The organism is Chitinophaga qingshengii (assembly GCF_014529935.1).
Taxonomy (GTDB): domain Bacteria; phylum Bacteroidota; class Bacteroidia; order Chitinophagales; family Chitinophagaceae; genus Chitinophaga; species Chitinophaga qingshengii.
Genome location: NZ_JACVFC010000003.1, coordinates 344,415 through 368,280, shown reverse-complemented (window position 1 = coordinate 368,280; position 23,866 = coordinate 344,415). Strand labels below are relative to the sequence as shown.

Below are 23,866 nucleotides of genomic sequence, written 5' to 3'. Positions count from 1 at the left end.
AACTGATTACCGCCACTACAGCGTTGTAACACTTCGGTATTTCCCCTTTGGATGGTGTAAAACACCCCCTTTAAAAATAGTGAAGCAGTCTTTATGACTGCTTTTTTATTGCCCCACTGTAAAATAAAAATTTGGTTTTCAGTTTATTACAATAACATATTGTATTTTTACATCAGATTATTCTGGCAGGCAGCTGCATTTCACAGGCACCATTTGTTAATCTTTAAATATGTTGAAATATTTATCATTTATATAAACGGTTTTTGTTAAATTTAGCTCAATAGAGGATGGAAGATTAGATTATCAGCTCCAGTCCACGCCGCCCAGGCTAACCATTACAGACATCTCGAGAGTAACCTCACCATGAAAAATTTGCAATCCAGATGAAAGCTATCACTGTATTTCCCAGATCGCTCACTCATTTAGGCACGAGTAATTTTAACGAAAAAGAACTGAATTTCAGGGTCATCAAGATCAATATTGTTGCATGGATCCTGATTATACTCGGTACGGGTTTCGGTATGACATACTGGTATTATTCCCGCTACCCGGGTATCCTGGTGGCGACATTGCTTGGTTCCGTATTGTTTGGCGGGGTGTTGTATCTGAATAAAAAGCGGAAGTATCAGGCTGCCGGCGTTACATTACAGAGCACCATCAACTTATCGACGTTGTATTTCGGCAGTATTTTGTCGGCCGCCGTGGACCCGATCTGGCTGGCGCTTTTCCTGCTGATATCCTGTCTTTCCTTTGTGAAGGTAGGACGTGCGCAGATCTGGTGCCTGGGCGTATCCGCTGCTACCCTGCTTTTCCTGGAGATCAACCGGGCCTTGCATATTTTCCCACCCATGCCTTTCAGTCCGGAAATGCTGAACCTCATCTATTATTGCACGGCTTTTACGGTACTAACGTTAACGTCTATATCACTGGTGACCCTGGTTCACTACAATGCCAAGTTATTTCACACCATCAATTTGCGTAACCAGCAGTTGACCGCACTGAATAAAGAATTGCATGCCAGTAACACAAGATTGGAACATCAGGTAAAAGAAAGAACGGCGAACCTGGAGAAAGCGGTGACCGCTAAAAACATCTATGTACGGGAGCTCACCCATGAGTTAAGAACCCCGCTGAATGCAATTTATAGCATTGCACAACTGAAATTGTTGTCTAACCGGGACAAGGCCCAGGCCGATAAAAAAGTGGATGAAGACCTGTTCATTGCCTGCCGTAACCTGCAAACACTGATTAATAATACACAGGATAAATGCAAGCTGGATACCGGCAATGTGGATGAAGTCAAAAAAGAGTCTGTGTTGTTGTATAGCTGGATTACCAATATTGTCAACATCTACCAGTATTTTGCCAATGAAAAAAGAGTAAAAATAGAGCTGGAAGTACAGGATTCTTTTCCGACAGCTATTGTGGAGGACAGTATCAAACTGACAAAAATCGTCAACAATATCCTCGTTAACGCCATCAAATTCACCCGTAATCATACTTCCATCTTCCTGCGTATTTACCGGGACGATACCCACTGGTACATTGCCGTGAGGGACCAGGGCAATGGCATTTCTCCGGACAGGATTGCCACCCTGTTTAAGGAGTTTACCCGTACCACCATCAATTTTGCGGAGGGCAGTGGCCTGGGCCTTAACATTACCCACCACCTGGTGCGTATATTGGGCGGTACCATACAGGTGCGCAGCGAAATAGACGAAGGAACTGAATTCGTAGTATCGCTCCCGTTAGTACCCTTTACCGGTGAAATTAAATCAGCCACTATTGAATTACGGGAAAACAACCTGATCTCCTTTGAAGGGAAAAAAATACTCGTGGTGGAAGACGACATCATGACCCAACGTTATTTGTCGCTCCTGCTGAGCAAACGCGGCTTTTCCATTATGCATGCCGACAATGGCCAGGAAGCGCTTCTCAAGGCGCATAATCATCCGGATGCCATTATCCTGGATATGAGCCTGCCGGGCAAGTCTGGCAAAGATGTGCTGATGGAACTGAAGTCCAATCCTGCTTTAAGGCATATCCCGGTGATTGCCGCGTCTGCAGATACTGATGAAACCAATATTGAAGAAATTATGCTGGAAGGGGCCAGCGCGTACATGATTAAGCCCATCGATTTCCATATCCTGATTGATGTGCTGGTCAAAAATCTTCTTACAGGAACACTCGTTAGAAATTAGTTTTTAGCAGATATCAACCGTTTGTTTTTTTAATCGCGCTTACCGGCGCGACAGGTACCTTTTTGTTTATCACCGATTGTCACATTCTTATGCATCAAACCGAAACTACCGCCAAGATTGTCATTCCCAGGCTTTATTGCCCCTTTCCAACCAGGCTGAGTCCCTACGTGGAACTGGTAGCGGCCGACACCTTTGCATTCCTGCACAAGTATCAATTGCTGAACAATGCAGATGAAGAACGTTATTTTGCCCGGTACAAAATGGCCTGGATGACCTGCCGTACCATGCCGGAAGCGGGCCTTGAACTGCTGTGTTGCATTGATAACCTTTACAGCTGGCTGTTTGTACTGGATGAACAGCTGGACCATGTAACGCCGTCTACCGCCTATATTCGGGAAGAGAATTATTTACAACAGCTGATAGACGGCTTTGCCCATGTACTGAAGTACAAGGTATCTCCTATTGACAACAAATTTTTTCATGCATTGGCCGACATCTGTGTAAGGCTGGACGCCCTGAGCAGGCCCAGCTGGCAATCGCAGTTCCAGATCAGTGTACAGGCCACTTTTGAAGCCGCCATCTGGGAAGCCAAAAACAACAAAAACAGGGAGCGGCACCCAACGGTAGCCCAGTACATGCACATGCGGCTGTTCTTTTCCGCCGCCAATATCGGGACCGATATCAATGAACTGGCTACAGGCATCTGGTTACCGATGTATGTGCTGCAACATCCGTCCATGGTGCATCTTACCGCCCTGGCGAGAAGAGTGGTATGCTGGGCCAACGACCTGTTCTCCCTCCGCAAGGAACTGGAACACGGCGATGAACACAACCTGGTGATGATGCTCAAATACCACCACAACACTACCCTTGAAGAGGCAGTGTTGATGGCGGCATCTATTCATGATGATGAAATGAAAGAATTAGTATCCTGCAGAGCGGCGTTACCGGATTTTGGAGAAGAACTGAATAAGCGGATACATGTGTATGTAGACGGACTGGAAACAATGGTTGCCGGGTTCTTCTACTGGAGCATTACGGATACCCCTCGCTATAACCCTTACTGATATACGCCCACGGCTGAAAACGTGACCGGTAATCCCGTAAAGCCTGTAATAATTGTACTCGGCGTCATCTCAATCTTCGCACCCTCTTTAATCCGGATTTTCCTGATACGGGAAAACACTACCTTCAACGCAATCTCCGTTTCCATCTTTGCCAGCGGCACACCGAAACAATAGTGGATACCATGTCCGAAACTCAGGCTGTCTGCGTGATTCGGGCGACGGAAATCAAATTTATCCGGTTCAGGAAATACTTCAGGATCATGATTGGCGCCAATGAGCCAGATATTCAGGTAGTCGCCTTTTTTAATTTGCTGACCACGCAGTTCCAGATCATGTTTAGCCACACGGGTCATGGATTTGGCAGAAGGTAATACCCGCAGTACTTCGTTGATAATATTGTCAAAATCTTCCGGATGTTCGATGTAGTGGTCCAGTACTTCCGGATGGTGACAGAAAGTATAAGCGATATTACCCAGCAGAGACGAAGTGGTTTCAAAACCGGCGAGGAACATGCCCACTACCGTTCCCAGCAGATCGTCGTTATTCAAACGTTCACCGTTTACTTCCGATGCCAGCAGGTGGGAAATCAGGTCATCTTTCGGTTCTATCCTGCGCATCTCGATCATCTTGTCGAGATAGTTGGCAATTTGTTGTTGCGCAGCGAAGGAAGCCTGCATTTCTTCCATGGTTTTTACGTTGGTCACAATAGTGGTTACCCAGCTGTGCACCTGCGCATGATCTTCCGCCGGAATACCCAGCAGCTGGGCGATCACACGGTTAGGCAAGGCAATGGCGAAGTCATGGATAAAATCCATCTCTCCTTTTTCCAGTAACGGATCAATGATCTCTTCACATTGTTGCCTGATCCAGTCCGCATGTTTGGAGATCACTGAGGGCACAAACACTTTCGCCACCAGCGAGCGGAGTTTTTTATGGTCCGGCGGATCGCTCTGGTTAAGGTTTCTACCCATAATGTTCTGTCCCAGGTTAGGGATAAAAAGATTGGAAAAGGAGTTGTAATCGCCCAGCACCTGTTTAGCTTCCTTGTGCGAAAAGATTTGCCATGCTCCTTTAACGCCATAATAAAAAACGAATTCCGGATCGTAGATAACCGGGTTTTCTGTTCTCATTTTTGCGAACCAGGGAATTGAATTAGGAGAGATCATAAGTGATAACGGTTTGTGCGGTCATCCCACGGAATGACCGCTGGTACTTGAATAACGGTGATAAAAGAAAAAAAACGGTGATAAACAGATTATCGCTACAATAAACAAAATACAATGAGTATTACCGTTTATCCCTTGCCGATAGTACTGTTAACCGAGCGTTAATCACACCCGTTTTACGAGTAAGCCCTGTTAACAACATGTTATTCCGTTTTACCGTTGATCGTAATTGACAAAACGCGACAGGATAATGCATTAATTTCAGGATATTGTTTTACTACCACCACAGCATTTATGGCATCGAGAATAACCAGAAAAAAAGTAGCCCTACCCGCTGCATTGAAAAACCTGTTGCATGATCTTTTACAGGAAGCCACCCAATTACAGTCCACCGATATCCAGCTGGCGGCCGACAAAACAGCGGCAGCCTGGGCGCTGGTACCGGAACCCAGGTTCAACACCAACTGTACACTGATGGTACTCAACGATCATGTGCAACGTTTGCTGGAGGCCGGCCGCATACATGAAGCCAGCAATATCGCCGGTCTCTGGGTGGCTGAAACAGAATCCCGTCCAAGACCTGTTTATGAAATGAGGGCATACATCCTGTTTGCCGCTTCGCTGATGCATTTACAGAAACCGGCAGAAGCTAAAATCATCCTGCGTATGATTTATAAATACGGCGCCAAACGGGCGGATTTCAAAGGGTTACCGGTACTTTACTGGGACCTCTTTTGTAATCCGAGAGTGAGTGATGAAGTGGTGATGGAACGTTTCCGGGAGGAAGTCGTTGCGCCGGCAGCGGCACTCCCAACGCAGGAACCGTTTGAACTGCATCCGCAGATCGTTGACCGGATACAACAACAGATTGATTTGGGACACCGGGCTTTTGCCGAAGGCAACTACGAAAAGGCGGTCGTCGCTTGGACCAGGGCATTGAAGAAAATCCCTTCCCCTAAATCCGGCTTCGGACAAAGCCTCGCTTTAAATGCTTCCATTGGAGATGCTTATTTCAAATTGCGGGATTACCGGCAGGCGCGGGTTTATCTGGAGGCTGCGAAAGCCAATACCGCAGAGAACGGGAATACCAATGCCTTTGTATTGATGCGGTTGGGTGAAGTGATGCTGGAGCTTGACGAACGTCCTGCTGCCCGTGAATATATGATACAAGCCTATAGCATCGGGGGCGAACAACTTTTTGAGGCCGAAGAAACGGAATACCGGAATTTTCTGGCGTCGTGTATGAAAATGGCGCAGGGGTAATATCAGGGCAATTTGTATCCCCACACACCAGGTGGCGGGGATACAAATTTTCCTTATGCCGGGAAGGTATCCGCTCTCTCTGCCCATAGAGATTCCGGATATGTTTCCCGCAGCTCCCGCCAGTAAGGCACCAGCGCCTCAAACGATTTACCACCGGCGAAGAAGGCCATTACACCCTGCCAATACAATACCTCCTGGTGCTGTGCCGGGTGTTTTGTTTCAGCTGCCAGGGTAGCCAACAGTATGCCCGCAGCTGCCGGTTTGCCCCGGCGCATTTCTAACAGGGCCCTGCCGATGGTCAGTTCAGCCAGGAACTGGTGTGGAGGCAGGTAGCCCGTTGCTTCGCGGAGAATGGTACCATCCGGTGCATACATAAAAAACGCCGGTGTCCATACCAGGGAATGCGGCAGGTATTTGGTGGTGAATGCTTTGGTGACCTCCTTCACATTTAATTTCACCAATACGTAGTGATCTTCCAGGTATTCACGTACCTGTTCCGCTTCGTAGGTAACGGTATCCATCTTATGACAGCCCTTGCAGTTATCGGCCCAGATGTCGATCAGCAAAGGCCGCTGTGTTGTCTTTGCCAGTTCAAATGCCGCTTCTGCCTGCTGACCGGTAAAATATTTGATTGCTGTTTCCATAAACGGTTAAATTTTATAAGCCAAAGGTAACACGTGGCTTAACATGAGAAAAATGAATACTTTTCCTATTTTTGATGAAAATTACTCATGATTACCACAAACGATCTTCAGCTGGTAACGCATATAATAGCGGAAGGAAGTCTCACCCGGGCGGCCGATAAAATGTACCTTACCCAATCGGCGTTGAGCCATCAGTTAAAAGACCTGGAGAAAAGAGCGGGTTTGCCATTATTTGAGCGGGTCAACAAAAAACTGTTGCTGACGCCTGCCGGCAGGCGTATCATGGAAAGCGCCAATAGTATACTGCCGCAGCTGAATCGTTTGCAGGAAGATATACAGGCTTATCGCAAAGGCAAACTGCAAACGTTGCGTATCAGCACGGAATGTTACACCTGTTATCATTGGCTGCCCCGTGTGATTACGGAATTAAAGCGCCGTTACCACGAAGTAGAGATTAGTATTGTAGCCGCTGCCACACAAAAACCACTGACTTACCTGTTGAACGGTGAACTGGATATGGCTATTATCAGCGACAGCGTGGCCCCGCCCGCGGTGCATACCTATACCTTATTTTCCGATGAAGTGGTGGTGGTGCTTCCCCGTCATCATCCTTTTGCGGGGAAGAAAAAATCGCTTACGGCTGAAGACTTTACTACAGAGCATTTGCTGACTTACGATGTAGCAGAAGAAGCCGGCAATTATCATATGATGAAGGAGTTTTTCCGGGAATTCCAACCGGCGGCCATTACGCGGCTGCAACTGACCGAAGCCATTATAGAAATGATACAGGCCGGTATGGGGGTAGGTATATTTGCTACCTGGGCCATTGCCCCGTATTTAAAAAACCGGGACCTGGTGACGTTGCCGCTACAGTCGCCCTTACGGAAGCGTACCTGGAAAGCCGCGTGCCTGGACCGGCAAAATCCGCTCATACGGCAGTTCGCAGAACATGTTCGCCGCCATTTCAAGCCAGGCGATCAGAAACCGGTCAAATAATGTATTTTAGATTTAAAAAGATGCGCTATCTATCCTTCCTGCTGATGGGGCTCTTTGCCGTTAACTCCCTGCAGGCCCAATCTGAAGCCGACGCCGTGAAACAGGCAATAGACAAACTGTTTACCGCCATGCATGACAGCGACAGCACCGCCGTACGGGCATGTTTTTCTCCCACCGCCGTTTTCCAGACCATCGATGAGCATAAAGGCGTAGCTACCATCAAAAATGTGTCGGTAGAACGGTTTGCTTCCATCGTCGGTAATATGCCTAAAGGAGAGGCCGATGAACGTATCAGTTATGGCGCTATCCAGATAGATGACCGCCTGGCTTCCGCCTGGACACCCTATCGCTTTTACCATCAGGGTAAGTTCCATCATTGCGGCGTGAATTCCTTTCAGCTGGTTAAGCTGGGCAGGGAATGGAAGATCCAGTATATTATTGATACCCGCCGCAAGGATAAATGTGTAGAAGATAATCCTGTACAGTAGTAAAAAAATCCATTCATCCACAAAGGTTACCGGCAATAAATATTTATGTAAGTAGTTACTTATATCCCTGTACAAGGGATCATAATAATCCTATTTTTGCCCTAAAACCCCCAAATGAAAAGGACATCTTTACTTACCTTTATCTTGTTTATTTACGTTACCACTTACCTAAATAAGGCGTTCAGCCAAGCCGGCAATACCTTTTACAGTATTAAGGGAACTTTCACCACGGCAGATAATACACCTGCTTCCGATGTAGTGGTACAACTGTTACACGCAGCAGATAAGAAGCTGGTCAAACTGGAATACACCGACGCCAAAGGCAACTTCAGCTTTGACCATTTGCCGGCAGGTCAATACCTGTTAGCCACACAAAGCATGGCTTATACTTCCTGGCTATCCGCCGCTATCACGATGAACCAGGATATACGGCTGGGTACCCTCCGGCTGCAACCCACCACTACTACCCTTCGGGAAGCCACTGTAACGGCCGCCAAACCGTTTGTGCAGCAACAGTACGATAAAACCACGCTCAACGTGGCGGGCTCCATTTCCGCCGCCGGCAGCACCGCCCTGGAAGTGCTTGAAAAAGCGCCCGGCATCACTATAGACCAGAACGATAATATTGCCATGCGTGGCAGACAAGGCGTACTGGTGATGATGGATGGTAAACTGGTACCCATGTCCGGACAGGAACTGGCTAATTTATTACGGAATCTCTCTGCCAATCAAATTGAAAAGATAGACCTGATCACCAACCCCTCTGCTAAATACGATGCTGCCGGCAATGCGGGTATCATAGACATACGATTGCGTAAGGGTACCCAAAGCGGTACCAGCGGCAACGTGTCGCTCAGTTATGGTCAGGGTGTATACCCCAAAATAAACCCCGCTTTTAGCTTCAACAGTAAAATGAAGCAGATCAACGTATTTGGTTCCTATAACTACAACTACCGCCAGTTTATGAACGACCTGAAAATTGAGCGGCAGTTTTATGACGGATCAGACCATTACACCGGCGGCAACAACTACGACAACTATTTCCGGATGGGCTACGGCACCCACAATGCCCGTCTGGGTGCAGATTACAACCTCACACAAAATATTACCGTAGGCGTAGTAGCCAATGGCATTTTTACCAAAGGCAATATCAGTTCCAACAGCAACGCCCATTCTTTTGATGCAGCACAACAGCCGTCCGGTTCCTTCACCACCCGTGGCGACAATCATCCTCAAAGAAATAATGGAAGCATCAACCTGAATTATAAACACAAACTCGATACCAGCGGCAGAGAACTGGCGATAGACCTGGACTACGCCCGGTTTGACAACAATGAACTGCAAAACTACCGGACGGCCTACTTCACCCTGCAACAGCAACCCGCCAAAGCAGACTACGTGTTGTTCGGAGATCTCCGCGGCAACCTCAACATCAAATCCGTTAAAGCGGATTATACACAGCCCTTAAAAACCCTGGGGGGCAAACTGGATGCCGGTATCAAAAGCAGCTGGGTAAAAGCAGACAACGATGTACAGTTCTTTGACCGCAGCAGTGGCACCGATATACTGGACGCAGGCAAAAGCAATCGTTTTGTATATGACGAAAACATCAATGCAGCCTACCTGAATGCCTCCGGAAAATGGTCCCGCTTAAGCTTACAACTGGGATTACGTATGGAAAACACTATTGCCAAAGGGTTACAGGTGACCAATAAAGAAAGTTTTGACCGTAACTATACGCAGTTCTTTCCCAGCGGCTATGTAGGTTATATGTTCAACCAGACACATGACCTGGGTATTAGTGTCAGCCGCCGGATCAACCGCCCCTCCTACCGGGACCTGAACCCTTTCAAGGTATTCCTGGACCCGTTGACCTATGCTACCGGTAACCCCTATCTGAAACCGGAGATCACAAATTCATTTGAACTGACACATACCTTTAAAGAGAAATACATTACCAAAATAGGGTACAGTACTACGACTGATAATATCCTGATCGTTTTGTCGCCCGATGCAGCGCCCAACAGTGTGATCCAAACCGGTCATAACCTGGCGCGGTATAATTATTACAGTCTTAGTTTCAGTGTACCCTTCACCGTGGGTAAATGGCTAAACAGTACCAACGAAGCGCAGGCCTACTATGGTGAGTACAAAGGCGACCTGGCCAATACACAGCTGAATGCCAGCAGGGTTTCGTTTAACCTTAACAGTATTAACAACATCACACTGAACCCCGTGACGACGATGGAGTTGACCGCTACGTATAACAGCCGCTCCTACTATGGTTTCCTGGATGTGCAGGGTTTCTGGTTTATGAGTGTGGGTGCGCAGCGGCAGCTCTGGCAGCGGAAAGCGTCCATAAAACTCAACCTGTCCGATGTGTTCTTTACCAATAACACCCATGCCGTTACCCGATTGACCGGTTACGGCGAAACCTTTTTCCAGCGTAGGGATAGCCGGGTACTCACTTTGACTTTCAACTATAAATTCGGCGGTAACACCTCCGGCGGCGGTAATAAAAAGACTGGCGGCGCAGAAGATGAAAAACGCAGGGCCGGATAAATTTTGGTAAATTGGCCTTATGAATCTAGTGAACGAACTGGAAGAACTGGCGTTGGCCACGCGCCTCAAAAGGCTCAGCGAACGTCTTTCCCAGGATATCAGCAGGATATATAAAGAGTCGGGGCTTGAGTTTGAAGCGCGGTGGTTCCTGATACTGGAACTGCTTATGCGGCAAAAGCAGCTGAGCGTGACGGAGATCTCCGAATCCCTGCAGCTTACGCATCCTGCCGTGGTGCAGTTTGTAGACCAGCTGCAAACGCAGGGGCTTATCAAAACATCGCCCGACAGCCGGGATAAACGCCGCCGCCTGATCTCCCTGTCGCCTGCCGGCAAACAGATGCACCGGAAGATCAGTCCTATACTGGAAGTGATCCGGGAAGAGAACCGGAAATGGCTGGAAGAGGCAAGCGCCAGTTTACTCACGGTCATGGGCGAACTGGAACGTTCACTGGATGAAAAAAGTATGTACAAACGGGTGAAGATCAGTTTGCTGGAGCAGTCTGAATAATCATCCTGGTTATAAAAAAGTGTGATGCCCGGTTGCTGTTACGCAACCGGGCATTTTTATGTCCCTTTTGTTAATCTCTTAAAATTATGATGTTGTAAACAGAAGTTAAATTATCAAAACGGATATTGCCGGAATCAAATTGAGGATAAATGGATCAGGATTTTGTATTTGAGTTCAGCGAACGTTTTGACAACCTTTTTTTGCAATCAGTATATGAAAATGACATCCTGTATGCACAGCAAATGTTTGAAGAAGTATATATGATGCTTACTTCCTTCTTGGCCAGAACCCAGCTCTCCTTTGAAGAACTAAACTGGGAGGAGTGTGCACACCGACTACACCAGCTCAAAGGCCACCTGGGTTATATCGGGCAAACGAAACTTAGAGAGTGCGTGGAACAATTACGTAAACAACTGTTGGAAGACACTGTAAATGCGTCTGCCGTAATTATCATCTACTTACAAATTCAACTTTCCTTACTGTCCCTCATGCCTTCCATCCATGCAGAGATCAACAGGATGGAACTTTACCTGGACACTCATTCCCCACACGTCATATGGAATTTTTAAACCCACTTCTCGAAGGTCTGAAGACCATTTTCACCAACGTTTATCAAGCCCGCAGCCAACGGAAAGCCATCCGGCTGCAGGAAGATTGTCACCGCGGCCGTGATATCTTTCATTTCAATACAAAAATGAATACGAAGGAGGTGGTGCAGCTAAACAAGGCCATCAAACAGTATAATATGGTGATTCAATATACAAAAGATAGGTTGCGAACATTAATTCATAAGCTTCAAGGCACCGAAGACAGACATGAAATAATACTACAGCTGTCCCAGTTGGATGACAATCTGGCCACGACTTACTCCAGGCTATGTTATCATTTTTATAGTACACGGTTTAGCGGTCATGCGCACACCATCAAAACCGATCTGCTGAATATTATCCGTGCTTTAGAGAAGCCATCATTTGACGCCGACTTACAGCTGGAAGCCATCCGTCTGGTATCTGTTCACCAGGAGCAGCTCTGTACCGGCATACGAAATCTCATCCGGCAGATGCAAACATCTCCTGAACAATCTTATTCATAATATGCGGGTACTTTGTTTTTATCCGGGTGCATCCCCCAATAAATATATCTACAGCCTTCAGTCCTTCTATCCGCAAACAATACTGGCTGATAACTATGAGCTTCTTCAACAAATATTGAAGGACTGTTTATTCGATGTTGTTCTTATCAGCTGTAATACCCGTTCCTTACAGCAGATATCCCGGGCCAAACGAGTGATAACCACGATCAGGAAAACTTGTCCTTCCTGTCTTATCATGATTCACCACTACCCTTCCGGTCCCTGGTCTCAATTATTTACACAGATTCCTTTTTCTTCATGTGATTTTTCTTTCGACAATTACCTGGAGGCGGCCCTTCTACCATCACTAGCCAGCACCTTAGCTGTCCGGCGAAAACACCAATTACCGGATCAACCACTTATGCCGTTAAAAGGGATCATTGCCATGGACCCTATGTCAGGAAAGATACTGGCACGTCATCTCATCAGAAAAGGATTACAAATACTCACTACCGAAGTAACTGAAAATTTTGAAGCATTGTTCCGGGGGCACTTTCCCGATTTCGTCGTATTACATTGTCATAATAGCAGAGGAGATTTCGACGTTGTAAAACGGGCTACCCATATTATCCGCCGCCTGCATCCGGGGTGTATTCTATATGTAACCTGTTCCAGTGACACATTGGACTATTATACCATACGGTACCGCTTCCAGGATTATTATTATGACGATTTGCTCAGCTCTCCGCTACAATGCGGGGAACTGCTGGCTAAACTCATGCATCACCTTTCCCGCCGTTACCACCTCTCTCCCACCCAATCATAAAAAAAGCCCCCATGCATTGCATGAGGGCCACAAGGTTCCAGTGAAAATCCGGGCTGTTATTTAGCGCCAGTCACGTTGATGTGTTTGATGGCCGAGCTATCTCTTATTTCCTCACTGGCTACTTTGATAATGGTATCATTCAGGGCGAGGTCGCCGAATATTTCTGTTTTATCGTCTGCTTTACGGCCTGTTTTCACCGGTACCCATACCGCTTTACCGTTCACCACCTTGATCACATATACCCCCTGGGTAGAGTTGAGCACCGCTTTGGAAGGCACCACAAAAGCGCCGGTGTGGTTACCGGTGAGCGGGATGGCTACTTCAGCCACCATACCGGGCAGCAGCTGCTTGTTGTCATTGTTTACATCCATTTCGATGCTCTGGGAACGCAGTCTCTCGTCGAGGGCGCCGGACAAGCGGCTTACCTTGGCGGTAAAGGTTTGGTTGAGCATGGATTTAGTGGTGAACTGCACTTCGCTGCTATTGTTCAGGTAACTGTTATAGGCTTCCGGAATGCTCACCACCAGACGCAGTTTTTTCTGTTCCTGCAGGGTGAAGATAGGCAGGTCGGAGCCTTTACCGGCCGGACCTACATAGGCGCCGGCACTTACATTTCTACGGCTGATCACCCCACTGAAAGGCGCCCGTATTTCCAGGTAGTTACGGGTATCTCCCACTTCGCGGTAAGAAGCTTTGGCAGCATCCAGCTGGGCCAGGTCCGACTTCTGTTTGGCATAAGCGATATCGAGATCGTTCTGGGATACCGTACCGGGTGTTTTGCTGGTTTCCAGCAGGCGATCGTAGGTAGCTTTACTGGACAGGTAAATAGCTTCCTGCGATTTCAGGCGGGATTCCGCACCGGACAACTGGGAATTGAGTTCCGGCGCTTCCATGGTCACCAGCAGCTGGCCTGCTTTCACTTCGCTGCCCACGTCCACATACAACTTTTTAACGAAGCTGCTCACTTTAGCGTATAGGTCTACCCGTTGAAACGCCACCAATTCACCGGGAATTTTTATAGAAGTTGACAGTTGCCCCTGCTCCAGGGTAAAAGCTTCCAGGGCTGGCGCTGCTGCGCCTTCCTTGTGCTCTTTATCGTCCTTAGCTTCTGAGGAGCTACAGCTCTGCAGGGCCATGGCAGACACCCCAACTGATAAAAATATAAGGGCAAATTTTGATGCTGGTTTCATAAAATGATATTTATTTCCTGTGATTCTCATGGTATTTTTTATCTGACTGCTTTTTCCGGTTTATCCTTTCAGGGGAATATAATGTACACTCTCTTCATCTTCCGGATCGAGCGAAACGCTTTGTGTTGTTGCTTTTCCTTGTCCCCATCCAAATGCCAGCGGCAAAATGAACAAGGCGGCGAAAGTAGATGCGATCAAGCCGCCTACTACAGCACGGCCGAGCGGTGCGGACTGGTCACCGGCTTCACCCAGGCCACTGGCCATCGGGATCATACCCACCACCATGGCGAGGGCAGTCATAGCGATCGGCCGCATACGCAGCGCCGCCGCTTCTTTCGCAGACACCAGCGCGTTGCCGTTCGTTTTCCTGATCTCTTCCGCATTGGTGATCAACAATACCGCGTTGGAGATAGACACCCCCACGGACATGATCATACCCATATAAGATTGCAGGTTCAGCGTAGAGCCGGTCATCATCAGCAGTGACAGAGAACCCAGCAATACTGCCGGCACCGTAGCCAATACAATCGCCGATACCTTAAACGACTGAAAATTGGCTGCCAGCATCAGGAAAATCACGACTACCGCTACCAGCAGACCACTCTGCAAACTACCCAACGTATCCGTAAGCGTACTGCTGAGACCTATCAGGTCTACATTCAGACCGCGGGGCAGCTCACCCAGGGAGTTAACCGCTTTCTGCACCTCGGCGGAAGCCGCGCCCAGATCTTTGTTATTCAGGTTAGCCGTTACCGTTAACATGGGCATAGCGCCGAGGTTGTCATTTTCCCCATAGGTGCTTTCGGGGGTAATGGTAGCCACATCGCTGAGGATAGGCCTGGATGAATTCTTCAGCAAAGGTATTTCACCGATGTCATTTTGGGAAGTAAGTTTATTTTCCGGGATCTGCACTTGCACGTTGTAGCTGATACCCGCTTTTTCATCTACCCAGATATTTTTTTCCGTCAAACGGGAAGAAGAAGTACTGGCAATCAGGGAACGGGAGATATCACCAACGTCAACACCCAGCTGTGCCGCTCTTACCCTGTCGATATTGATATTCAGCGCCGGATAGTTAACAGACTGCCCCAGTTGCACATCCCGCAGGTAAGGAATTTCCTTGAGCTTGTCAATCATCTTCAGCGCATATTCCAGGTTCTGTTTTTTATTTCTACCGGAGAAACGCACTTCAATCGGTGTAGGCGAGCCCTGGCTAAGGATTTTATCGGTCAGTTCGATAGGTTCGAAAGACAATTTCATCACCGGATCGATCTGTTTCACGCGATCGCGGATTTTATCTTTCAGCTGGTCGAGGTTCACATGATAGTCTTCTTTCAGGGCCACCTGCAATACGGATTCCTGCGGACCGGCCATCCAGAGGAAGATAGGCGCCGTAGAGAACAGCTGCGGGTGCGTACCGACGAAGGCAGAGGTAATGGACACGTTTTCTTTACCAACAATATCATTGACCGCATTAATGACCTCGATGGTCTTTTTCTCTGTTTGTTCAATACGGGTACCGTCCGGCTGGCGGAGCCTTACCTGAAACTGACCACTATTCACTTTCGGCAATACATCGCGGCCGATGAAGTTCATTTGCAAAGCCACCACCACGCAGGTAAGCAACAGATAAGCCGCCACAATTACTTTGCGGTAAGGCATCATACGGTCTATAAAGCGGAGATAACGGTTGCGGATTTTTTCGAAGCGGCTGATTTTACCGTCGCGATTACTGTCTTCCCGCTCTACCAGCGCTTTTTTCTGGTCCCAGGTATTACCTTCACCACCAGCGTTCAAACCTGCCAGTTCAAATTCTTCCGCATCGGTCATCACACTGCCATCCTTTTTATGGTGATGTTTTGACTTCATGATCCAGTTAGCCATTACCGGCACGAAAGTCTGCGCCAGGAAATAAGACACGACCATGCTGAATCCGATCGCCAGTGCCAGCGGCAGGAACAGGGAACCCGGGATGCCGCCCATTGTAAAGGCCGGCGCAAACACTGCGAGGATACAAAACAGGATGAGCAGTTTAGGGAAAGCGATCTCCTTACAGGCATCCCAGATAGCCAGTGGCTTAGGTTTGCCCAGATCGAGGTGCTGGTGTATATTTTCAATCGTCACCGTACTTTCATCCACCAGAATACCAATGGCCAGTGCCAGACCGCTCAGGGTCATGATATTGATCGTTTGACCGAACAGGCTGAGGAACAGGATACCGGAGATAATAGAGGTAGGGATGGTAAGGATGACGATCAGCGCTCCGCGGGCATCGCCAAGGAACAGCAACACCATCAGGCCGGTAAGGATAGCGCCGATCACACCCTCAGACAACAGGCTTTTAACAGAATTGATCACATAGGTGGACTGGTCAAATTCGTAGCTTAGTTTTACGTCTTCCGGCAGCTGGGCCTGTATTCTGGGCAGTGCTTTTTTCAGGTTCTGCACCACTTCCCAGGTGGAGGCATCGGCCGCTTTAGCGATGCTCACATATACGGAGCGTTTGCCGTTGATCAGCGCATAGCTGGTGCTCACGTCCGCCGCATCTTCCACAGTAGCCACATCGCGGAGATAGAGGTTTTGCACCCCGCTCTTGAACAGGGGAATATCTTCAAAATCCTTGATGGCTTTAACCGTGGTATTGGCAGGGGTGAGATAGTTTTTATCCCCGATACGTACGTTACCGGAGGGAGCTGTCTGGTTGTTGAGCCGCAGGGCTTCCACCAGCTGATCGGGCGTCATGTTATGAGAGCGCAGCAGTTCAGGATCTGCCTTTATCACCACGGTACGCATGTTACCGCCGAAGGGGGTAGAACCTACCAGGCCGGGGATAGAGGTAAAAGACGAACGTACATATACGTTGGCCAGGTCCAGCAGTTCGTTGTTGCTGCGTTTATCGCTGCTTAACACCAACTGTCCTACCGGTAAGGTAGAGGCGTCGAAACGGATGATAAAGGGCGGGTTGGACCCGGGTGGAAAGATAGCCTGGATACGATTGGAGAAAGCGCTCACTTCCGCGGCCGCCTGTGCCATGTTGGTACCGGGATAGAAGTTGATTTTGATCAGTGTCAGCCCCTGGATGTTTTTCGTTTCCACACTTTTCACCCCGTTCACGAACAGGAGGATATTAATGTATTGTTTACCGAAAAAAGATTCCATCTGGGTGGCGGTATACCCACCAAATGGATGTGAAAGATAGATCACCGGCATATCCAGCTTCGGGAAAATATCAATTTTGATCGTGGTGACCGCTTTGATACCGAAGAAAAATAAGCCGGCAACTAACACCAGTATGGTGATAGGTTTACGAAGTGCGAAACGAATAAGGTTCATACTATCTGTTTAATGTCATTTGTGCTGGGTGATGCCGTCGCCGGCTTCACCTATATCCATTCGTTAAAGTTCTTTTGCAAACATGTTGAAGTCGCCGGAAGCGGATGCTTTGAGCAACAGCGCCTGCCATACATTGCTGTAGGCGATGTCGCGGTCAGTTTCCGCCCTGATGAGCACATACAGCGCCTGGGTAACGTCTACCAGGTTGGTGAGGCCGTTGCGGTACAGGACCGACTTCTGCAGATATGCATCCGAAGCGGCTTTCACCTGTGACGGTACTTCGTGGTAGTTGTCCAGCGCATTGGCGATCCGGGTATCGGACAGTGTCAGTTGTGCCCGCAGCTGTTGATCGGCCAGGTCATATTCTGCTTGCAGGCCGGTGCTGATTTGTTGCTGTGCTTTCACTTGCCGGGAGATGCGCAGCGGTTGCGTAAGGTTCCAGGTCACGCCTACCCCGATCAGGTAATTGGTACGGGTAGGTTTTACGCCGTCCCAGTAAGCATGCGTATAGGCGTTGAGGTTTTGTGCGCCATAGGTGGCGTCGAAACCTGAGCCTCTTGTTTGCAGTACGCCTACCAGCGAGAAAGCAGGGTACATCAGTGTGCGGAAGTATTTGGACTGCTCCGTGCTCAGCGCGATACGGCTTTTATACCATTGCAGCAACGGGTGATTTTCGAGCGTGGTGGTATCGTTGAGCATTGCCGGCACGCGGGATACGAAAAACGTATCGAGTGAAAAGCGGGCCGGTGGCACGCCCATCAGCTGCGCCAGCAGGTTGGCCTGTGTTTGTTCGAAGTCGATGGACTTGGTGAGCGCGATTTTAGCGCTGGATACCTCTGCGTTAGCCTGGGAGGAGTCCACGCCGGCGCTCAGTCCATTTTTAACGCGGGTCACCACCACCTGGCGGAAAGTGTCTGCCCTGTTGAGATTTTTCTGGTAGGACAATGTCAGCTTTTGTGCTGCCACCAGGTTTAAATAAGCAGCTGCCACCTTTACTTCGTGCTGAAAGATTTCCTGTTGCCAGTCTTTGTTATCTCTGGTGGCAACTGCTTGTGCTGTTTTTATTTTTTCCTTGGCGCGGCCGAAAGCGAAGAAGTCCCAATTGATGTTAGTAAGGTACAGTCCGCCGAAGGCAGCGTTCCAGTTCTGTTCCGGCAGCGGGGCGCCGGAGGAGGCCGCAGCCAGGCCACCGAAGCCGTATAACGGGCCGTTCTGGCCGTTGATGGTGCCATAGTCCTGCTGAACGGAGACGTTCAGGTTGGGCAGATAATCTCTTTTAGCCTGGTCTACGCTGGTTTTGGATGCTGCTGCGTAGCTGGATTTAGCCTTGATGGTACCGTAATTATTAACAGCCGTTTGAATAGCGTCTTTCAATGTAAGTACCTGCTGGGCTTTCACGGGAGCAGTATGAATTCCAATCAGCAAAAAGAGGATCAGCCAGTATTTATTTCCAATCATGTAGGGAGAATTTTGCAGCATGGTATAAACTAAAGTTGTGAATCCGGATACAAAAAGACTCCATCATTTTGAAGTAATTTTGAAGTAGCGCTATTTTCTTCTTTCCAGCTCAAAATAAAAATGGACAAGACTAAAAGCCTTGCCCATTGATTATTTCAGCAATACAGCCCGCTATATTCCTTATACCGGCACTGCTTCCATTGTTTCAAATTTATCTTGTTCCGCTTCATTGATGACACTATCCGGACAAAAATCCACTTGCAGGATATGCAGCGGCGCCTTGTACTTATAGGAGACTTTAAAGTCGCACACCTCGCAGATTTGTTTCACGATAGACAGTCCCAGGCCAACGCTGTCGCTGCATTGGTTGCTTTTACGGAAACGCTCAAACAGCTCTTCCGTCGGGGTTTCCGGCGGGAGGCCTGTATTTTTGATGATCAGTTTCTGTTGTTTCAGGATAACGTGTACCATCCCATCCTGCACGTTGTGACGGATGGCGTTGCCCAATAAATTGTTCATGAGCATATCTGCCAATACCGGGTGAATTTTGAGCAGAATGTTTTTGTCCAGCTCCCGTTTCACCTCGATATTTTTCATCTCGAGGCGGTCCTCATACGCCGCCAGCACGTCTTTGGCGACCCTGCAGAATTTGATATGTTCCGTTACTGCAAATTCATTGTTCTCCATTTTAGACAACAGGATCAGCGAGCGGTTGATCTTCGATAATTTTTCGATGGCGTGATGCATATCACCGATGAGGGAGGCCTGGCATTCGTCGATATTGGATTCGCTGAGCAGTTCCAGTTTGCCGCGCAGCACCGCCAGCGGCGTTTGCAGCTCATGCGAGGCATTTTCACTGAACTGTTTAACGGCAGTATATTCTTCCACGGCCTTATCGGTCATCTTCTTCAGGAAGGTGTTCAGTTCTTTAAATTCTTCCGTATTGGTCTGCGGAAAAGTGATCTTTTTCTTCAGGTCAAAGCTGTGGATTTTTTTCATCGTCAGCCGTAGCGTATGCAGGATGCGTTGTGACAGGAACCGGGCGGATACCGCCACACAAATGATGATGAGCACCAGTTTCCAGGCTACGGTATCGAGGATGGCGTTGAGTATCTGGCGGGAAGCCGGGACATAGCTGGAGGTGGTGACCTCATAAGGTTTGCCGGCGATGGTCAGGAAAGAGCTGACGGTCAGGCGGCTTTCCAGGCTTTTATGGTTACCATCGGGGTCTGCTTCTTTCTGTACGCGGAAACTATCCGCCGGCAGCGCCGATAACAAGGTGAAGGTGGTAAAAGATGCGTCCCTGGGGATATTAACGGAGGTGCCGTTGGTCATACGGCCGGCGGCTTTCCTGTTGACCGCTTTCAGGCGGGCAATCTCCACATCATCAATCTTCTTCTCAATATTATTCAGGCAGATATAGGAAGTGATGGGGGTGGTTACCACAATCACACCAATGAACCACAATGTAAATTTATCAACCAGTTTCATACTTTGGATGCATTAAATTTATAACCCAGGCCATACACCGTATCGATATAGTCTGCCCCGTTTGCCGCGCTGATTTTCTTCCGTAAGTTTTTTATATGCTGATATACAAAATCAAAATTAGCTAAATTATCCGTATAGTCGCCCCAGAGGTGGGTAGCGATGGACTGCCGGGAGAGGACACGGTTTTTGTTGACCACCAGGTATAGCAACAGGTCGAACTCCTTACGGGTGATATCCAGTAATATGCCGTTGATAGCCGCTTCCAGGGTATCCGTGTTGAGCGTGATCTCATTAAAGGTGATGATATTGCTGCCCGACAGTTTTTTACGCCGGTAAATGGCCCGGATGCGGGCATGCAGCTCCGGCAGGTGGAAAGGTTTGGTGATGTAGTCGTCCCCTCCTACTTCCAGGCCGCGTATTTTATCATCCATCGCGTCTTTGGCCGAAATAATCAGCACGCCGCTCTGAATGCCCTGTTCCTTCATGAATTTCAACAGCTCTAACCCGTTACCATCGGGCAACATAATATCGAGCAATACACAGTCATATGAATACAGTAACAATTTCTCCTGCGCTTCATCAAAACTATAAGCCAGTTCACATATATAACCTTCCCGCACCAGGAATTCATGAATACTGCTGGCGATTTCTTTACTATCTTCTACTACTAACACTTTCATATAAAGGCTAATGTATTGTTGAATTTTGAAGCAACTTTGAACCGGAACTGTGATGGGCATGATTACCGCTGATTTCGCTGATTCGCGAAGCTTGCTCCGGGCATTGCTCTTTATTTTGATAATTAATTAATAACACATATTATTCATATACATACAAATCACTGTCAGCCTACAAAATTAAATCAAAATTTACAGGCACAAAAAAGCCGGGCAGGCAAAACAGCCTGTCCGGCGAAATGATAATAACGATCAAACATGTTCAATGTCAAAACAAAAACAGCGGCAAAAAGCCATCAACATACCATCCCTCTCCGCGAATCAGCGAAATCAGCGGTAATCATGTCTGTCACAGTTACGGTTTGTACACTGATTCCGTCTCCACAGACATACCTGGGGTCAGTGAATAGCTTCCTCCTGTAGGTCCGTTCCAGACAATTTTGAAACTTTGGGTCTTGCTGTTGTTAGCGCCTTTGACTTTTAACAGGATGGAAGCCACGGGCACATTTGTTTCAACGACGTACGTCGTTTTTTCGGCGGTGAACTGATCATCTTTGATGGTAATCGAGTCTTCATTGGGTCTTACTGTTCCATCGACTTTCCAGATTGTTTTATCATCCGGTTTATCGAAGGCTTTACCTATAAAGGTGAAGGCAGCGGTGTGGTCTTTTTTTACAAAGCCGGTCACCGAAACGGTTATTTTGGTGCTCAACCCTTTTTTGGCCGGCGGCGGAGGGTCCGGATCTGGTTGGGGGTCATCATGTTTACTACAGGACATGAGCAGGGCTACAGCTGATAACACCATAGCATAGCCCTTCACACGCCTTTTTAAAAGGGTGTACGTCATAATAGAGGTTTTAGGTTTAGATAATAAAAAAGTTGGTGGCGAGGCTCTGTGGAGATCTGCTACATGGATCTTTGTGCTGACAAATACAGTGTTAGATATGGCTGAGACCTATATTTTTATTTCCGTTTAACCCATCATATATTGATCCTATCGATACGGTTTGGCAGGATATAGATTTCATGATGCAAAGAACGGGAGAATTTTATTTAAATTGTTGTCTTGTGATAGTTTTCCTTACGTTCACCCAAAAATTTAACATTGATGGAAAACTATACCATCATTTTAGTGATCATGGCCATCATGATCGGCGCCTCGGGGATGGCGGAAAAAATAAAATTACCGGTACCGGTATTACTGCTGGCAGTAGGCATTACCGTAGGTTTTCTGCCCGCGATGCCGGCCATGGAACTGAATCCCGAAATCATTATGCTGCTGTTTTTGCCTCCTTTATTGTATGATGCCGCCTTCAATATTTCTTTCCGGGAATTCAGGATCAACATCAATACTATCAGTACACTGGCTATCGGGTTGGTGTTTCTTACCACCGGCGGTATAGCCGTCACCGCCTATTACCTCATCCCTGGTATGACCTGGCCCCTGGCTTTTGTGCTGGGCGCTATTCTTTCCGCCACCGATGCCGTAGCCGCCATCGGTATTACCAAGGGACTGGGGCTACCGCATAATACCGTCACCATCCTGGAAGGAGAAAGTCTGGTGAACGACGCCTCCGCCCTGGTAGCTTACCGGGTGGCCGTGGCAGCCGTTACCGGCATCGCCTTCGTTACCTGGAAAGCATTGTTACAGTTCCTCGTGGTATTGGGAGGCGGTTTTATTATAGGATTTGTGGTAGCCAAAATGCTGGCTTTCCTGCTTCGTTTTTTCCGCAACAATGATATGGTAGTCATCAGTCTGATGCTGCTGATGCCTTTTGTCACCTACCAGGTGGCGGAGCATTTCCATGTGTCCGGCGTTATTGCCGTGGTTGTATTGGGTTTGGGCATGTCGCGGCTGAGCAGGGTTAAATTGCCGGAAGAGCTGAGGAACCAGTCCCGCCATTTCTGGGACGTCATTATTTTCCTGCTGAATGGCCTGATTTTCCTGTTGATAGGCCTACAATTTCCGTTGGTATTAAAGAAGATGAATACTGTGGACATATGGCCCTTTATTGGCTATGCCGCCATTATTACCATCGTGGCGCTGGGTATCCGGCTGGTGAGGGTATACCTGCAGCAATTCAATCTGCAGCGGGCTTTCCAGGGCAAACGCCGTATCAGTCAACATGCGCTGTTTGATTCCAGGACCAGTTTTATCATTACCTGGTCCGGTATGCGGGGGATCGTTTCCCTTGCCATCGCGCTCGGTCTGCCTACTGTACTGAACTCCGGCGCTGCTTTTCCCATGCGTAACGAGATCATTTTCCTGTCCATTGCCGTGGTACTGTTCTCCCTGCTGGGCCAGGGGCTGTCGCTGCCGTGGGTGGTGAAGAAATTCAGCCGGTAGACTGTTTTTCGGCGAATTGCCCGGTTATTCGTACCTTGTTATAACGAAAGCACTGATATGAAAGCATTGACTTTTTTATTGGCGATATTGATCACCGGTTCTGCCTGCCAGAGCCAGCAGCAAAAACAGCAGCCCATGACCAGCAAAGCCCCGGCCAATCCTTTTTATTCCCGGACAGATACCGAGAAACTGCATGTTACCAATGCGGAATGGAAAAAGGTACTGCCACCGGATTTGTATGCCGTGGCGCGGGAAGCTGCTACAGAAAGGCCTTTCACCGGCAAATACTGGGATGCCGACACCAAAGGCACCTACTACTGCGCCGTTTGTGGCAACGCCCTGTTCCGGTCTGACGCCAAATTTGCCAGCAGCTGCGGATGGCCGAGTTTTTTTGAACCTATCCGGGCCGGCAGCGTGATTTACAAGGAAGACAATTCACATGGCATGCAGCGTACCGAAGTACTCTGCGGCCGATGCGAATCGCACCTGGGACATATTTTTGATGACGGTCCCCCGCCTACGCATAAACGTTTCTGTATGAACTCCGTATCACTTGATTTTGAACCGTTGCCTTAGG

The 23,866-nt window shown here is 48.2% G+C and carries 20 protein-coding genes; 12 read left to right on the top strand and 8 right to left on the bottom strand.

What is annotated here, in order from left to right:
• Positions 1-383: 383 nt before the first annotated feature.
• A complete protein-coding gene (locus ICL07_RS21205; protein ID WP_188090048.1) occupies positions 384-2,201 on the top strand; it encodes a hybrid sensor histidine kinase/response regulator in 1,818 nt (605 codons plus the stop codon).
• Between the two features lie 89 nt (positions 2,202-2,290).
• The gene (locus tag ICL07_RS21200) at positions 2,291-3,268 is read left to right on the top strand and encodes a terpene synthase family protein (protein ID WP_188090047.1); all 978 of its coding nucleotides are present in this window, start codon (positions 2,291-2,293) and stop codon (positions 3,266-3,268) included.
• On the opposite strand, the gene ICL07_RS21195 is transcribed toward ICL07_RS21200, so the two are convergent.
• On the bottom strand, positions 3,262-4,398 hold the full coding sequence (locus ICL07_RS21195) for a cytochrome P450 (protein ID WP_188090046.1): 1,137 nt from the start codon (positions 4,396-4,398) through the stop codon (positions 3,262-3,264). The genes ICL07_RS21200 and ICL07_RS21195 overlap by 7 nt on opposite strands.
• Before the next feature lie 330 nt (positions 4,399-4,728).
• On the opposite strand from ICL07_RS21195, the gene ICL07_RS21190 reads away from it, so the two are divergent.
• On the top strand, positions 4,729-5,697 hold the full coding sequence (locus tag ICL07_RS21190) for a tetratricopeptide repeat protein (RefSeq protein ID WP_188090045.1): 969 nt from the start codon (positions 4,729-4,731) through the stop codon (positions 5,695-5,697).
• A 53-nt stretch (positions 5,698-5,750) separates the two neighbouring features.
• Here ICL07_RS21190 and ICL07_RS21185 read toward each other — a convergent pair whose 3' ends face one another.
• The gene (locus ICL07_RS21185; RefSeq protein ID WP_188090044.1) at positions 5,751-6,341 is read right to left on the bottom strand and encodes a thioredoxin family protein; all 591 of its coding nucleotides are present in this window, start codon (positions 6,339-6,341) and stop codon (positions 5,751-5,753) included.
• 87 nt (positions 6,342-6,428) lie between these two features.
• Here ICL07_RS21185 and ICL07_RS21180 point away from each other — a divergent pair, with 87 nt between their 5' ends.
• The 7 genes from ICL07_RS21180 (at position 6,429) to ICL07_RS21150 (ending at position 12,793) form a co-directional block, all read left to right on the top strand.
• The gene (locus ICL07_RS21180) at positions 6,429-7,337 is read left to right on the top strand and encodes a LysR family transcriptional regulator (protein ID WP_188090043.1); all 909 of its coding nucleotides are present in this window, start codon (positions 6,429-6,431) and stop codon (positions 7,335-7,337) included.
• Between the two features lie 20 nt (positions 7,338-7,357).
• On the top strand, positions 7,358-7,825 hold the full coding sequence (locus tag ICL07_RS21175; RefSeq protein WP_188090042.1) for a nuclear transport factor 2 family protein: 468 nt from the start codon (positions 7,358-7,360) through the stop codon (positions 7,823-7,825).
• A 114-nt stretch (positions 7,826-7,939) separates the two neighbouring features.
• Positions 7,940-10,387, top strand: coding sequence for a TonB-dependent receptor domain-containing protein (locus ICL07_RS21170; RefSeq protein WP_188090041.1), 2,448 nt, complete (start codon positions 7,940-7,942; stop codon positions 10,385-10,387).
• A 19-nt stretch (positions 10,388-10,406) separates the two neighbouring features.
• The gene (locus ICL07_RS21165) at positions 10,407-10,895 is read left to right on the top strand and encodes a MarR family winged helix-turn-helix transcriptional regulator (RefSeq protein WP_188090040.1); all 489 of its coding nucleotides are present in this window, start codon (positions 10,407-10,409) and stop codon (positions 10,893-10,895) included.
• 149 nt (positions 10,896-11,044) lie between these two features.
• Positions 11,045-11,464: an Hpt domain-containing protein gene (locus ICL07_RS21160; RefSeq protein ID WP_188090039.1), complete on the top strand. Its 420-nt coding sequence runs from the start codon at positions 11,045-11,047 to the stop codon at positions 11,462-11,464.
• Positions 11,452-11,988 carry a hypothetical protein gene (locus ICL07_RS21155; protein WP_188090038.1) on the top strand — a complete coding sequence of 179 codons (537 nt, stop codon included), beginning with the start codon at positions 11,452-11,454 and terminating at the stop codon, positions 11,986-11,988. Before ICL07_RS21160 ends, ICL07_RS21155 begins: the two co-directional genes overlap by 13 nt.
• 424 nt (positions 11,989-12,412) lie before the next feature.
• Entirely contained in the window at positions 12,413-12,793 is a 381-nt protein-coding gene (locus ICL07_RS21150) for a hypothetical protein (RefSeq protein WP_188090037.1), read from the top strand.
• A 56-nt stretch (positions 12,794-12,849) separates the two neighbouring features.
• Here ICL07_RS21150 and ICL07_RS21145 read toward each other — a convergent pair whose 3' ends face one another.
• The 6 genes from ICL07_RS21145 to ICL07_RS21120 all read right to left on the bottom strand — a co-directional run bounded on the left by ICL07_RS21145 (position 12,850) and on the right by ICL07_RS21120 (position 21,789).
• Positions 12,850-13,983, bottom strand: coding sequence for an efflux RND transporter periplasmic adaptor subunit (locus tag ICL07_RS21145; protein ID WP_246485128.1), 1,134 nt, complete (start codon positions 13,981-13,983; stop codon positions 12,850-12,852).
• A 60-nt stretch (positions 13,984-14,043) separates the two neighbouring features.
• Positions 14,044-17,316 carry an efflux RND transporter permease subunit gene (locus ICL07_RS21140; RefSeq protein ID WP_188090035.1) on the bottom strand — a complete coding sequence of 1,091 codons (3,273 nt, stop codon included), beginning with the start codon at positions 17,314-17,316 and terminating at the stop codon, positions 14,044-14,046.
• 63 nt (positions 17,317-17,379) lie between these two features.
• On the bottom strand, positions 17,380-18,774 hold the full coding sequence (locus tag ICL07_RS21135) for a TolC family protein (protein WP_188090034.1): 1,395 nt from the start codon (positions 18,772-18,774) through the stop codon (positions 17,380-17,382).
• A 180-nt stretch (positions 18,775-18,954) separates the two neighbouring features.
• The gene (locus tag ICL07_RS21130; RefSeq protein ID WP_188090033.1) at positions 18,955-20,265 is read right to left on the bottom strand and encodes a sensor histidine kinase; all 1,311 of its coding nucleotides are present in this window, start codon (positions 20,263-20,265) and stop codon (positions 18,955-18,957) included.
• Entirely contained in the window at positions 20,262-20,945 is a 684-nt protein-coding gene (locus ICL07_RS21125; RefSeq protein WP_188090032.1) for a response regulator transcription factor, read from the bottom strand. Before ICL07_RS21125 ends, ICL07_RS21130 begins: the two co-directional genes overlap by 4 nt.
• A gap of 352 nt (positions 20,946-21,297) precedes the next feature.
• Positions 21,298-21,789: a hypothetical protein gene (locus ICL07_RS21120; protein ID WP_188090031.1), complete on the bottom strand. Its 492-nt coding sequence runs from the start codon at positions 21,787-21,789 to the stop codon at positions 21,298-21,300.
• Between the two features lie 261 nt (positions 21,790-22,050).
• Between ICL07_RS21120 and ICL07_RS21115 the strand changes: the two genes are divergently transcribed.
• Positions 22,051-23,289 (top strand): Na+/H+ antiporter, encoded by a 1,239-nt coding sequence (locus ICL07_RS21115; protein ID WP_188090030.1) that lies wholly within the window; start codon positions 22,051-22,053, stop codon positions 23,287-23,289.
• 57 nt (positions 23,290-23,346) lie between these two features.
• Positions 23,347-23,865, top strand: coding sequence for a peptide-methionine (R)-S-oxide reductase MsrB (msrB, locus tag ICL07_RS21110; protein WP_188090029.1), 519 nt, complete (start codon positions 23,347-23,349; stop codon positions 23,863-23,865).
• Position 23,866: the final 1 nt, after the last annotated feature.